19 protein-coding genes are annotated in these 12,454 nt (G+C 47.1%); 8 read left to right on the top strand and 11 right to left on the bottom strand.

All coding sequences use genetic code 11. The features are described 5' to 3' along the window. Nucleotides 1-229 precede the first annotated feature (229 nt). Complete coding sequence (locus tag FTE26_RS05165; protein WP_000834899.1) at nt 230-655, top strand: hypothetical protein; 426 nt, start codon at nt 230-232, stop codon at nt 653-655. A 159-nt stretch (nt 656-814) separates the two neighbouring features. Here FTE26_RS05165 and FTE26_RS05160 read toward each other — a convergent pair whose 3' ends face one another. The 10 genes from FTE26_RS05160 to FTE26_RS05115 all read right to left on the bottom strand — a co-directional run bounded on the left by FTE26_RS05160 (nt 815) and on the right by FTE26_RS05115 (nt 6,470). Next, entirely contained in the window at nt 815-1,048 is a 234-nt protein-coding gene (locus tag FTE26_RS05160) for a DinI-like family protein (RefSeq protein ID WP_001217575.1), read from the bottom strand. A 10-nt stretch (nt 1,049-1,058) separates the two neighbouring features. Then, nucleotides 1,059-1,247, bottom strand: a complete 189-nt coding sequence (locus tag FTE26_RS05155) for a hypothetical protein (protein ID WP_001154434.1) — start codon at nt 1,245-1,247, stop codon at nt 1,059-1,061. 153 nt (nt 1,248-1,400) lie between these two features. Then, nucleotides 1,401-3,815 (bottom strand): replication endonuclease, encoded by a 2,415-nt coding sequence (locus FTE26_RS05150; RefSeq protein WP_000017505.1) that lies wholly within the window; start codon nt 3,813-3,815, stop codon nt 1,401-1,403. Beyond that, nucleotides 3,812-4,669, bottom strand: coding sequence for a DNA adenine methylase (locus FTE26_RS05145; protein WP_000104144.1), 858 nt, complete (start codon nt 4,667-4,669; stop codon nt 3,812-3,814). Before FTE26_RS05145 ends, FTE26_RS05150 begins: the two co-directional genes overlap by 4 nt. After that, the gene (locus tag FTE26_RS05140; RefSeq protein ID WP_000752613.1) at nt 4,666-4,893 is read right to left on the bottom strand and encodes a TraR/DksA family transcriptional regulator; all 228 of its coding nucleotides are present in this window, start codon (nt 4,891-4,893) and stop codon (nt 4,666-4,668) included. Before FTE26_RS05140 ends, FTE26_RS05145 begins: the two co-directional genes overlap by 4 nt. Beyond that, nucleotides 4,893-5,126 (bottom strand): DUF2732 family protein, encoded by a 234-nt coding sequence (locus FTE26_RS05135; protein WP_001244167.1) that lies wholly within the window; start codon nt 5,124-5,126, stop codon nt 4,893-4,895. The genes FTE26_RS05140 and FTE26_RS05135 overlap by 1 nt, the downstream gene beginning before the upstream one ends. Nucleotides 5,127-5,193: 67 nt before the next feature. Then, nucleotides 5,194-5,535 (bottom strand): DUF5347 domain-containing protein, encoded by a 342-nt coding sequence (locus FTE26_RS05130; protein ID WP_000963473.1) that lies wholly within the window; start codon nt 5,533-5,535, stop codon nt 5,194-5,196. Further along, on the bottom strand, nt 5,499-5,699 hold the full coding sequence (locus FTE26_RS05125; RefSeq protein ID WP_000956182.1) for a phage filamentation protein Fil family protein: 201 nt from the start codon (nt 5,697-5,699) through the stop codon (nt 5,499-5,501). The genes FTE26_RS05130 and FTE26_RS05125 overlap by 37 nt, the downstream gene beginning before the upstream one ends. Nucleotides 5,700-5,706: 7 nt before the next feature. Further along, nucleotides 5,707-6,216: a phage regulatory CII family protein gene (locus FTE26_RS05120; protein ID WP_000460893.1), complete on the bottom strand. Its 510-nt coding sequence runs from the start codon at nt 6,214-6,216 to the stop codon at nt 5,707-5,709. A 32-nt stretch (nt 6,217-6,248) separates the two neighbouring features. Next, nucleotides 6,249-6,470, bottom strand: coding sequence for a hypothetical protein (locus tag FTE26_RS05115; protein WP_001247707.1), 222 nt, complete (start codon nt 6,468-6,470; stop codon nt 6,249-6,251). 125 nt (nt 6,471-6,595) lie between these two features. On the opposite strand from FTE26_RS05115, the gene FTE26_RS05110 reads away from it, so the two are divergent. The 4 genes from FTE26_RS05110 to FTE26_RS05095 all read left to right on the top strand — a co-directional run bounded on the left by FTE26_RS05110 (nt 6,596) and on the right by FTE26_RS05095 (nt 9,323). Then, entirely contained in the window at nt 6,596-7,165 is a 570-nt protein-coding gene (locus tag FTE26_RS05110) for a phage repressor protein CI (protein ID WP_001047325.1), read from the top strand. A 15-nt stretch (nt 7,166-7,180) separates the two neighbouring features. Then, a complete protein-coding gene (locus FTE26_RS05105) occupies nt 7,181-7,372 on the top strand; it encodes a hypothetical protein (RefSeq protein WP_001321204.1) in 192 nt (63 codons plus the stop codon). 186 nt (nt 7,373-7,558) lie between these two features. Further along, nucleotides 7,559-8,590 carry a phage integrase gene (locus FTE26_RS05100; RefSeq protein WP_024174454.1) on the top strand — a complete coding sequence of 344 codons (1,032 nt, stop codon included), beginning with the start codon at nt 7,559-7,561 and terminating at the stop codon, nt 8,588-8,590. Nucleotides 8,591-8,600: 10 nt separating this feature from the next. After that, on the top strand, nt 8,601-9,323 hold the full coding sequence (locus FTE26_RS05095) for a hypothetical protein (protein WP_000238243.1): 723 nt from the start codon (nt 8,601-8,603) through the stop codon (nt 9,321-9,323). 103 nt (nt 9,324-9,426) lie between these two features. Here the strand turns inward: FTE26_RS05095 and rcdA are convergent, their stop codons facing one another. After that, complete coding sequence (gene rcdA / locus FTE26_RS05090) at nt 9,427-9,963, bottom strand: DNA-binding transcriptional regulator RcdA (protein WP_001297003.1); 537 nt, start codon at nt 9,961-9,963, stop codon at nt 9,427-9,429. 83 nt (nt 9,964-10,046) lie between these two features. On the opposite strand from rcdA, the gene FTE26_RS05085 reads away from it, so the two are divergent. The 3 genes from FTE26_RS05085 to ybjH all read left to right on the top strand — a co-directional run bounded on the left by FTE26_RS05085 (nt 10,047) and on the right by ybjH (nt 12,440). Then, the gene (locus FTE26_RS05085) at nt 10,047-11,255 is read left to right on the top strand and encodes an MFS transporter (RefSeq protein WP_000217887.1); all 1,209 of its coding nucleotides are present in this window, start codon (nt 10,047-10,049) and stop codon (nt 11,253-11,255) included. Further along, the gene (ybjI, locus tag FTE26_RS05080) at nt 11,255-12,070 is read left to right on the top strand and encodes a 5-amino-6-(5-phospho-D-ribitylamino)uracil phosphatase (protein ID WP_001297001.1); all 816 of its coding nucleotides are present in this window, start codon (nt 11,255-11,257) and stop codon (nt 12,068-12,070) included. The genes FTE26_RS05085 and ybjI overlap by 1 nt, the downstream gene beginning before the upstream one ends. 85 nt (nt 12,071-12,155) lie before the next feature. After that, complete coding sequence (gene ybjH, locus FTE26_RS05075; protein ID WP_000480892.1) at nt 12,156-12,440, top strand: protein YbjH; 285 nt, start codon at nt 12,156-12,158, stop codon at nt 12,438-12,440. Nucleotides 12,441-12,454 lie beyond the last annotated feature (14 nt).

Genomic DNA, 12,454 nt, shown 5'->3' with positions numbered 1-12,454 from the left:
ATAGACATGCACAGACGAGTAAAGCGAATCGGACTTTACGCAAGGTGAACTCCTCAGCGGGCATAATCAGTATGTCGGAAGATCTCTAAAAATGAATAATTCGGTTAACAGGTATGCTTACAAAAGCATATATTTGATTAAAAATCATGTAAGGGGGAGGATCTCAAACTGAATCGCCACGGGTTTTACAAATTTCGATAGTCTCTCTAACGTTTCGGCTGAGGTCAAAATGAAAAGCTTTTACGTATTAATTTTAATTCTGGTTGCAAGCTTTGTTAGCGTCCCAGTTCAGGCGGTAACAGCTAAAAACTATGAGAAAGGAACTAAAGCTCAACAGAAATCAATATCTTACCTTTCATGTGCATTCTATGGCAGTAGCACACAATTAGATCCTAGCTACACGGAGCAAGTACCTACAGCCGATATCAAGATATTACAGAAAGCAGCTTACCACGCTTACAACGATGCGCTCTCATACTTTGGCTATGAGGAACCAGATCACGAACAACGCATAATTGATTATGCTGAATTTGTGGCGTCGCAAGAAGCTGTGTTATGGGATAAGCCGGGAATGAATGGAAAGCAGGTAACACTAATTGCTCGTTCTCTCTACAATGAGAGTAACTGTAACTTGTTACTGGACTCAATTAAGTAGGAAAAAGATGGTATTTTGCCCGTAGTTTCAACCTTAATCTCCGAACCTGTCGCAGAACGGGCGTTCACTCATCAAATAAACGCCACACCTAACGCCTCACTGTACTCGTTGTTCAACCTTGCTGACGCCAGAACCAAGTTCAGACGCCAGCAACTTTTCTTAATGCAGCCAGCTGTCGTCTTCCCACACCTTCTGCATAATCTTCATCACTTGTTTTCTTTCTTCGTCCAGTTGCAGTCCGGTCAGTTCCACACCGTTAGAGCTACCTTTGCGGATGCGAATTACCGTTTTGGGATACAGGGGGCGCAGATTGCGGTAAAGCTCGGATTCAAGGGCGTCCAGGGTAGACTGGCTAATCTTCTGCTCTTTATCGATCATTATTTCAATGCGCATAAAGGTCACCTCAGCTGATGACATCCATTGAGCGGTTGTATTCGTGGGTTCTGATTTTTGCCATGAGTTCATCTGTCAGTTCAGAAACCCACTGCAAAGCCAGCCCCTTCTCTTCATCACTACACTCACTAGCCGCTACAAGCTTAAGAAAAAAATCAATGCGCTGGAGCTTCAAAGACTCCAAAAAATAGTCCTGCATCTTTCCTCCTATGACACCACAAGCAATACTGTATACATAACCACTGTTTATATTTACAGCACATAATAATCTTACTGATGTAAAACGTTTTTTTACGTTCATTAGCCTGATATGCCTGGTATTATTAAGAGCACGAATTGTTAACCCGCGTAATTAATACAGGTTTCGCCACTTATCATCTTCCTGCAAACGCTGGTTCCGATAGAAGATACGCAGGCCTGCTCCTGACGGAATACTGCCGCCGCGAAGGAGTAAATCGACCTCTTTCTCGCTGCCATTAAATCCTCTGGACTTCAGTTCATAGACGAGCTGCTGTCGCTGATGGTCTGTAATTCGCTGTTTGTAGTCTTTACGCCGTTTCGGTTTCACCAGGCGTAACCTTGCAGCCAGTTCCCGGCGCTCTTTTTTGCTCATACTGTGCAGGTAATCGTGCAACTCCTTGTCATCCATGCGGGTAATGTCCGTCCTAGTATCCCCATCAGCTGATTTGTCTTTCCCTTGTTGGTTCAAATTTTCAGCAAGGGGACAGTTATTGCCACGAGTCCAAGGGGCGCAAGCGCCCTGGTCGGCTGCCGCCTCCTGAACGTCAACGGCCTTACGAACCATTTTCCACTTCACCGCATGAGTGCAGATCTTGCCCTCTGCAATGGGTGACCAGATGCCATAAATACGAATACCGTGATCGCCATATGCGGTCGGTTCTTCGTTGATTTCATAAGCAGTTCTGATGAGGTGATATTTGCGGGGAACCAGTACGCCTCCCTGCTTCATGATGTAGGTGGCAAAACAACCAGCATCGGCAGCAGCCAGGATTGCATCAAGGCGCGGGTTATCCAGTACCGGCGCACCTGCTTTTTTGTCCCCCTGTTGCCTTGCCGCCTGACCAGCCAGCAATCGCAGTTCACGGTAAGCCTGACGCCCCGGAATGCCAAAGAAGCGGAATTGCTGAACACGATGCAGAGACGCCCAGGCATTAACGTATTCAGCGTTATCACGCAGGGATTTACCCGTTTCCTTGCTGATCTCGCCAGCCAGACCACGCCCGTCAATGTTCTTACTGATGTATTTCGCGATGTAGCTTGTTGGCGTACCTTTGCGCGGGTTTATCAGCTCAGACTTAAAGCGTGGTCCCGTGTTATTACCCAGCTCCTCGCGGTCTTCACGAATGGCAAACTTACGCAACAAAGCAGTAATGGTGCGGCGATCTTTTTTGCGCATAAAACACAACAGGTGCCAGTGAACTGTACCGTCATGATGCGGCTCAGCCACCCGCACGCCATACCAGCGCAATCCGGCTTTGTGCATCGCCTTACGAAATGCAGCAAACATGCCGACCAGATAATCACTGCTTTGTCTTACCGTCGTATTTGTCCAGGTCGGGTTGGGCCTGCCGTTATTTAGCGTGGAATGGAAACGTGACGGACAGGTGATGGTGTAGAAAACGGCGCAGTCACCGCGCATTTCCGCGATAAGCTCCAGACCTTTAACACAGGCCATCATCTCATTGCGGCGATGCGCAGGGTTGCTGCTGCTGGCGTTTACCACATCCTCCATGTCCAGCGTGTCGCCGTCTTCGTTCACCAGTTCATGAGAACGGAAAAACTCCAGCGACTTACGGCGCTGCTCACGTTTATGCATCATGGCTTCATAGCTGACATAGGGAGATGCTTTTTTGCTGACCAGGCAAACAGCACGCAACTGCTCTTCCCGCCATTCGCAACGCATCTTCCATAATTTCCGGTACCACCAATCGGCGCACAACATACGCGCCAGCGAACCCGGAATGAGTTCATAGGGCACGGGTTTACGGCGGTTTCTTTTCCGGCGGAGTTGCTCAAACGCAGGCGGTATGACATCCAGTCGCAGGGTTTCTGCTGCCACCTTTTCCCATGTCTTGCGGATTTCTTCTGGCTTAACGTCATCGGTGGCATACAAATCGCCACAAGCTGCATCAAGGCACATGCTCATATGCGCAGCAACAAGGGTGGACAGGCGTTTCACCTGATCCTGACTCATTTCAGGCAGAATCAGCAGGCCGTCCAGCCCTTCATGGCTTGCCATAAAGCGAAAAGAAGTGGATAGCTGACTGTCGCGTACATGCTCCAGCCGTTCCAGACATGGCTTAATCGTCTCACGTAAATAGCGGGAATAAGCCTTTGGCCTGCCAAGGCTGCTGAAGTATTCAATACGTTGCATCAGCGGCCTGCTGATATGGGAAGGCTGGGCGTTAACGTCTGCCAGAATGACCATGTCCGGGTTAAAACGCTGCTGCTCATGCGCCAACTTTGCCCGGCTAATGAACTTATCCTGCTCCATTTCGCGCTGGACAGGATCACGGGATTCATTAAAGAAATAACGCTCCCAAACCTGATCACTCAGTGCCTCGCGGCGCAGTTGTTCCTGCTCGTTATCGGCAGCGTACAGAGTGATCAGGTTTGAAAGCGCAGAAACCGGCGCAACTTCCGCCGGGTCCAGATAAGGGTTAATAGCCTTTTTCGGGCTGTTCCATGAGAATGCTGCGGCGGCCTCGTTAAAGCCGCTGCAGTTGTTCATATCAGCATGGCTCATGCACGCACTCCGTACACGGCAGAACTATCCACGCCACGCGAAGGATCAAATCCCACCCAGCAGCGCGCCCCAGAAACAGCGATGATTTCTGTTGCAGATTTACTCTCGCCAGCCGACACACCGATGCTGCGTTGTGCCTTGATGTAGTGGTGAGTGAAATTTCGATACAGCGAACGGATCAGGGATGTGTCACTGTTAGAAACAATGACTGGATGACCTTCTGATGATCGATATTCAAGAACAGATGCCAGGTGATACTGGTCATCTTCAGTGAAGCCGTTAGTGTGATAGCCGGAAAACGTACCGTCATAAGGCGGATCGCAATACACCACATCCCCCACCTGCAGCATCGCCAGCGTTTCATCAAAGCTGGCGCAGATAAACGTTGCTTGCTGGGCTTTCTCTGCAAATGCGCGAATTTCTTTTTCAGGGAAATACGGATTTTTATAATTACCGTATGGAATGTTGAAATGCCCGCTCTTGTTATAACGACATAACCCACGGTAACCATGACGATTGAGATACAGGAAATATACCGCTTTCATGAAATCAGTAATTTCAGTGGAGTAATTAAACTCCTGCCTTATGTTGTAATAAGCCAACTCCCTGTTTGCTTCCTCAAATAAAGCTCTGGCACGAGATATAAACGCCTCGCAATCAGCAGCAACCTTTTTATAGAGGTTGATTAAATCAGGATTAATATCCGCAACAAGATAGCTGGGGTAATCCGTCTCCATCATCACAGCACAGGAACCCGCGAAAGGTTCAACCAGTCGCGGGCCAGCAGGAAGGTGTTTTTTCAGTTCGGACATAATGGCGGTTTTATTTCCCGCCCATTTCAGGATGGTGCTCATACAGCACCTCCGTTGTAATGTTTGCCTTTCAGCTCTGCAATTTCCTGGCAGGTAATGCAAAGCTGCACACCCGGAATGGCACGGCGGCGTGCTGGCGGAATTGGCGCTTCACACTCAATGCAAAGCACGCGAGACACGCCCGGTGTTTTGGCACGGGCAGCACGGATATGGCGCTGGCGTTCTTCTTCAACGCGCTGCTGTACGAGATCCATTGCATCAGCCATTAGTGGATCTCCTGCGCTTCGTTCTGGATTGCTTCAGCAGTCACACGCAGCAGTTCTGCCGCTTCCACGTGGTTTAGCTGACGGGATGAGATATGACACGCCAGGCTATCAAGGCGAGCTGCCATTGCTTCAGCCCTTGCCCGGCGTTCTTCCAGACGAGCCACTGTCAGTAAAATATTAAGCCCTGCATCATCCGATCCGGTTTTAGTCGTGAGGATCTCAATATTACGCATAATCAATTCTCCTGAATTTAGATAAAGGGATGCTCGGCGGGTTTACGCCATTAATTTCATTAGTTGGTTAATTCGGCATGGTTAGCCGTCTGGGAAATAAGCTCACCACTGCACGAAAATGATTCATTGCTTTAATCAACTCCCGCTTTTCGTCAGTGGTCAGCTCATTGATGCTGATGCTATGACGTTCAGCCGGAATTTTTGCCATAAAGAATATGGCTGCCAGTGCTCGTTTATTTTGTTCGTTATTGATATCCCGTGGATCACGCATATCTTTAATAAACCGCTCAAGCTCTGACTCAATATTCAGGCCAAAAACTTTTGCCCTTAATTCCGCTATGTGATTAAGTCCATTCAGGCGTTCACCGGGGCTTAATGGAACAGTCGCCGCAGCGCCTTCAATAGCCATTTGTTCCCCCGTTTTTTCGTAGATAGTTCTGCCAGCAATTCATCTTGTGAACGGCACGGATGCCAGCGTTTACCATCCTCACCCATGATCCAGCCGTGACCGTAGTGCATTGCCGGGCTTTGTTTTACCAGCAGCGATGCAAATGATGGTTCTTTCGTCAGCATAAGCACCTCACAGCAAACCGAATGAAGCACCGAGGCCAGTCACGGTATCAACTGCACTCGCCATTGCAGGATTAGCCTGTAAACGGGCCTGCAATGAAACAGCAGCCAGCGCCATCAGTCGTGTTACAGAGTTAATGCTGCTGATAGCATCACGACGACCGGCACTAGTTTTTACATCACCAGATACCGCACCTGCTGCAACACGTCCGATCTCTGCAGTTGCGCTCATGACGTAATGCGGCAGTTTCTCTTTTGCAACCTCATTAATCGGTACACATGGCAGGCAGTGAATCTGTGCCAGAAAACCATCTACCAGCGTTGAATCTTCAGTCAGATCGGTAAGCAGCCAGATTTCTGGTGCGGTTAATAAATGAGGCTGAGCTGGGTTCAGCTTGTTCCGCAGAATCTGCACATTCATGCCTGCACGTTCTGCCAGTTGCACCAGATTGTGGCGCAGTGCAAATGCACGACAGGCTTCATCAAAATGTGGATGTTTGGAAACTTGGTAATCAAACATGGTCAATGCCTCTGATGTATTTCAGAATCGAACTAATTAAGGTTTAGATTGCATTCTGAAAGCGCATCAACGGTCATGGCTGCTATGTTGATCATCACTTTTTCGCGTTTTTTATCTTTGCGCAAACGGTGACGGATAAGGCGTCCATCAGCCAACATGTCATTGATGGTATCGATGGACAGTCCTGTCAGCTCGCTATAGCGTTCAATAGTCACATGAGGCGTGGTAAGAGTGATTGAAATGTTAGGTCTCATGATGCAACATTCCTCGTTTAATGATGATTAATCAGGACGAATACGGATCGTTTGTATTTTGTGAACACCATAAACATACGATCGCACTATGAAATCGTCAAGATAAAAGTTCACTTGGAGTGACCATGAATTTGGAGAAAGGCGGACGAGGCGCTATAGAGCGCATGGTAGAAGCTTATGGATTCAAAACTCGACAGGCGTTGTGCGATCATTTAGGAATCTCTAAAAGTACACTCGCTACACGCTACATGCGTGACTCATTCCCAGCAGAATGGGTAATCCAGTGCGCCCTTGAAACGGGCACCTCGCTTAATTGGCTCACAACTGGACATGGTTCAAAGCAAACTTCAGGTAATACAAATACGATGGAAGTTGCTAAATATGTATTATCTGATGGTGCCTTGCGTGAAGACGGTTTTTATATTTTTGATAAGGGATTTCTACCCTCTACGTTTAAAAAACCTTTTGTCATCACAGATAACAATTCTGAATTTATTTGTGATAAAGAATTTGATGATATACGTGATGGTAAATGGGTAATAAGTATTGATGGCGAAATAACAATCCGCGACATTACTCGTTTACCCGGTGGAAGAATCTTCGTTGAAGGTGGAAACAGAACCTTCGAGTGCAAGATAGAAGATGTTGAAATAATTGGAAAAATTATAAGTTTGACAATTAAGTACGTTAGGTAATACCGGGAGGAAACTATGCTTGGTAAGGTATTTTTTGTGGTTTTATCATGCTCTTTGTTATTAAACCCACTAACTACCTATGCTAAAAATTATCCTTGTTCTGGGAAAAAGGGAGGTGTCTCTCACTGTACCTCCGATGGAAAGTTCGTTTGCAATGATGGAACTATTAGTAAATCAAAAAAAATCTGTACTAAAAACTCGCGATAATTTTTGCTTTTATATCTGCGCCTAATATAACAATGAGCCGCAGGCTAACCGCAAAAGTCACATACTCACATAGCAAAAAATAGCCAACTTCATTATGGCTTCAGTGAGATGTATGGTCGCAAGATTTCATACATTGACACTGGTTATACATACAGTAAAAATGCTCTCTATTGGAGGGCATTTTTTATGGCAGTACGAAAACTCACCACAGGAAAATGGCTTTGCGAATGTTACCCCGCCGGACGTAGTGGGCGTCGTGTGCGTAAACAATTCGCCACCAAAGGCGAAGCACTGGCTTTTGAGCGTCACACGATGGAAGAAACCGAAGCAAAGCCCTGGCTGGGCGAATCAGTAGATCGTCGAACCCTGAAAGACGTGGTTGAGCTATGGTTCAAACTACATGGTAAATCTCTGACTGCTGGGCAGCATGTCTATGACAAATTGCTGCTGATGGTTGACGCTCTGGGCAATCCCCTTGCAACCGATCTCACATCTAAAATGTTTGCCCATTATCGAGATAAACGACTGACAGGTGAGATCTACTTCAGCGAGAAATGGAAGAAAGGGGCCAGCCCGGTCACCATTAACCTGGAGCAAAGCTATCTAAGTAGTGTTTTTAGCGAACTATCCCGCCTGGGCGAATGGTCGTATCCAAACCCACTGGAGAACATGCGAAAATTCACCATCGCAGAAAAAGAGATGGCATGGCTTACCCATGAGCAGATTGTTGAACTGCTGGATGATTGCAAACGTCAGGACCCAATTCTGGCACTGGTAGTCAAGATATGCTTAAGCACAGGCGCACGCTGGCGAGAAGCAATAAACCTAACCCGATCACAGGTGACCAAATACCGAATTACCTTTGTAAGAACGAAGGGGAAGAAAAACAGAAGCATCCCTATCAGTAAAGAGCTTTATGAAGAGATCATGGCGCTTGATGGGTTCAATTTCTTCACAGACTGCTATTTTCAATTTTTATCCGTGATGGAAAAAACGTCTATCGTGCTCCCTCGCGGTCAACTTACACACGTTCTGCGTCATACGTTTGCGGCGCATTTCATGATGTCGGGTGGAAACATCCTTGCTTTGCAAAAAATCCTCGGACATCACGACATAAAAATGACTATGCGTTATGCTCATCTATCACCTGATCACTTAGAGACAGCTCTTCGTTTCAATCCACTAGCAACTTTGGATGTTACTAAATCAGATTCTTAAAGGTTCAAGCATGGTTAAGTTTTTGTTTCAATTCCCAATATTCGACTTCTCCTTAACATTTGATATTATCGAGACGTTAATCACTCATAGCGAATCATCAATCGCTAAGGGTATAGCAGAATATAAAGACAAAGGACCTGAAGAATATATAATTGAAATATCTCCGGAAGATGGTGTATATCAGTCAATTGATCATTACATGGGACTCACCAGCTCATCGCTAGATCTCGATGAAATGTTTTTAGAATACTACCCAAGTATTATCCGCAGGTCAGTATTCTTAACTATATTCGGAATTTTTGAGCACGAAATAGAAAAATTCTGTAACAACTTTGCTAATAGACATCATTCTCCTATAAATGTTTCAGATCTCAAAGGAAGTGGATTTGAGAGGAGCCATCTATTTATCAAAAAAATGATAGGGATGAAGTCAACATCCCACTATTCGAATATCAAAAAAATAACAAAATTAAGAAACAGTTGTGCGCATAATGATGCAAAATACTTAGAAAACGATGGGCAAAATATTAAAAGCATTATTGAACTTATAGAAAAATATCCTGATTTTTTTAAAAAAGATGGAAAACAGGTCCTATTTATGGAGGGCTCGTTAAGCATGATCTTGAACTCATTCAAAGAGTATCTTTCTGATGTTGAAAGAGCCTTAGATGAATTCGAAAAACAAAGCACTAGTGGCGACAAAGTGGCGGCAGCGGTTGGCATTACCCCGTAATAACCACCACTGACCACCAACCTAACTTATTGTTTTAATCTAACTTATTGTTTTCATTAACCCGTTTACATAAATGGGTTTTTTGTTATCTAAAATTTATCTACTACCCTGCAACCCTCTCAACCATCCTCAAAATCTCCTCGCGCGATAGCGGCTTACGGTCGGTGACAAAATGCAGCGTCATCCCCTCAATAAACGCATCAAGCGCGCGGGCGGTTCCGGGTTCAAACCATTGTTCGAGCGTTTGCTGACTGCGCTGCATCCAGTTTTGCATTACCGTTTTTAATAGCGGTTTTCGGCTAGCCAGCGCGTAGAGCTGGTACATCAGCTCCATATTATCCGGCGTTGCAACCTGTGAGCTGTAGATCATATCGGTGATAGCCTGGCATGCGCCTTGAGCATCACTAACATCGCTAAAAAATGCCTGATATTGCCGGGACATAATCTCAGTAAAACTGCTGAACGCCTCCAGCAACAACTCATCAATTCCTGAAAAATAGTAGGTCATCGATCCCAACGGTACCCCGGCAAGGGTAGCAATTTTGCGGTGCGTAACAGCATGTATTCCGTAAAGTTTCACCGCCTCCAGCGTGGCCTGGATAATTTTTTCTCGCCGTTGCGGATCGTTAGCGCGACGCATGTCATTTCCTCTCTCTGCAATTGTGTACAAATGTACACAACCTTGCTAATGTTGTCTTCCCTCTTCTTATTTTGACGTGATCTATGACCGTAAATTCTTCACGTAATGCATTGAAACGCCGAACCTGGGCGCTGTTTATGTTCTTCTTTTTGCCAGGCCTGTTAATGGCGTCCTGGGCAACCCGTACGCCTACTATCCGCGATATTCTCTCTGTCTCGATCGCTGAAATGGGCGGTGTTCTCTTTGGTCTGTCGATCGGTTCGATGAGCGGTATTCTCTGCTCGGCGTGGTTAGTGAAACGCTTTGGCACGCGTAATGTCATCCTGGTCACGATGTCCTGCGCATTGATCGGGATGATGATATTAAGTCTGGCACTCTGGCTGACATCGCCCCTGCTCTTTGCCGTTGGTCTCGGCGTCTTTGGGGCAAGTTTTGGTTCTGCGGAAGTGGCGATAAACGTTGAAGGTGCCGCCGTTGAGCGAGAAATGAATAAAACGGTTTTGCCAATGATGCACGGTTTTTATAGCCTGGGCACGCTGGCAGGCGCTGGTGTCGGGATGGCACTGACGGCCTTTGGCGTTCCGGCAACGGTGCACATTTTATTGGCGGCGCTGGTAGGTATCGCGCCTATTTATATCGCCATTCAGGCAATCCCTGACGGTACGGGCAAAAATGCTGCCGATGGCACCCAGCATGGCGAAAAAGGCATTCCTTTTTATCGCGATATCCAGTTGCTGCTGATAGGTGTTGTGGTGCTGGCGATGGCCTTTGCCGAAGGTTCTGCCAACGACTGGTTACCCTTATTAATGGTTGACGGTCACGGTTTTAGCCCTACTTCCGGCTCGCTGATTTATGCCGGTTTTACCCTGGGGATGACCGTTGGACGCTTCACCGGCGGTTGGTTCATCGACCGTTACAGTCGCGTTGCCGTGGTTCGGGCCAGTGCACTAATGGGGGCGTTGGGTATTGGGCTGATTATTTTTGTCGATAGCGCCTGGGTCGCTGGGGTGTCTGTTGTACTCTGGGGACTGGGTGCCTCGCTGGGCTTCCCGCTGACCATTTCTGCCGCCAGCGATACCGGCCCCGATGCACCAACCCGCGTCAGTGTGGTAGCAACGACCGGTTATCTGGCTTTCCTCGTCGGGCCGCCGCTGCTGGGCTATCTCGGCGAACATTATGGATTACGTAGTGCAATGCTGGTTGTACTGGCGCTGGTTATTCTCGCGGCTATTGTCGCGAAAGCCGTCGCCAAACCCGATACCAAAACGCAGACGGCGATGGAGAATAGTTGATGAGCATTAAATTAATTGCGGTAGACATGGATGGTACTTTCTTAAGCGATCAAAAAACCTATAACCGTGAGCGGTTTATGGCTCAGTATCAGCAAATGAAAGCACAAGGAATTCGCTTTGTAGTCGCCAGCGGGAATCAATATTATCAGTTGATCTCTTTCTTCCCTGAAATTGCTAATGAAATTGCCTTTGTGGCTGAAAACGGCGGCTGGGTAGTGAGCGAAGGCAAAGATGTTTTTAATGGCGAGCTGTCGAAGGATGCGTTTACTACTGTCGTGGAACATTTGCTGACGCGCCCGGAAGTGGAAATTATTGCCTGCGGAAAAAATAGCGCCTATACGCTCAAAAAATATGACGATGCCATGAAAACGGTGGCGGAAATGTATTATCACCGTCTGGAATACGTCGATAACTTTGACAACTTAGAGGATATCTTCTTTAAGTTTGGCCTGAATCTTTCCGATGAACTGATTCCACAAGTACAAAAAGCATTACATGAGGCCATCGGCGATATTATGGTGCCGGTCCACACCGGCAACGGCAGCATCGATCTGATTATCCCCGGCGTACATAAAGCCAATGGCCTTCGCCAACTGCAGAAATTATGGGGAATAGACGACAGCGAAGTGGTGGTCTTTGGCGATGGCGGTAACGATATTGAGATGCTGCGTCAGGCAGGCTTTAGTTTTGCAATGGAAAATGCCGGCAATGCGGTCGTCGCAGCGGCAAAATACCGGGCAGGCTCCAATAACCGTGAAGGCGTACTGGATGTGATCGATAAAGTGCTTAAACACGAAGCGCCATTTGACCAATAAAAACGGCAGCACGCCCGGCAACACAATACCTGAATGAAGGCTGCATAATTCGCGGAAATTAACCCGCTGCATTATTTCAGGCGAAATGTTTATGAAAAATTGTCTACTGTTGGGCGCGCTTTTAATGGGCTTTACTGGTGTGGCGATGGCGCAAAGTGTCACCGTCGATGTGCCGAGTGGATACAAAGTGGTTGTGGTTCCTGATTCAGTCAGCGTTCCACAAGCGGTCAGCGTCGCGACTGTGCCGCAAACCGTCTATGTGGCTCCTGCGCCAGCTCCGGCTTACCGCCCGCATCCTTATGTTCGCCATCTTGCCAGCGTAGGTGAAGGGATGGTTATCGAACACCAGATTGACGACCATCACCATTAATTCGAGAATGCCTG

Source organism: Escherichia sp. S10b (assembly GCF_028421345.1).
Taxonomy (GTDB): domain Bacteria; phylum Pseudomonadota; class Gammaproteobacteria; order Enterobacterales; family Enterobacteriaceae; genus ECMA0423.
Note: the sequence above shows the minus strand (reverse complement) of the source record. Positions and strands in the feature narration are given on the sequence as shown.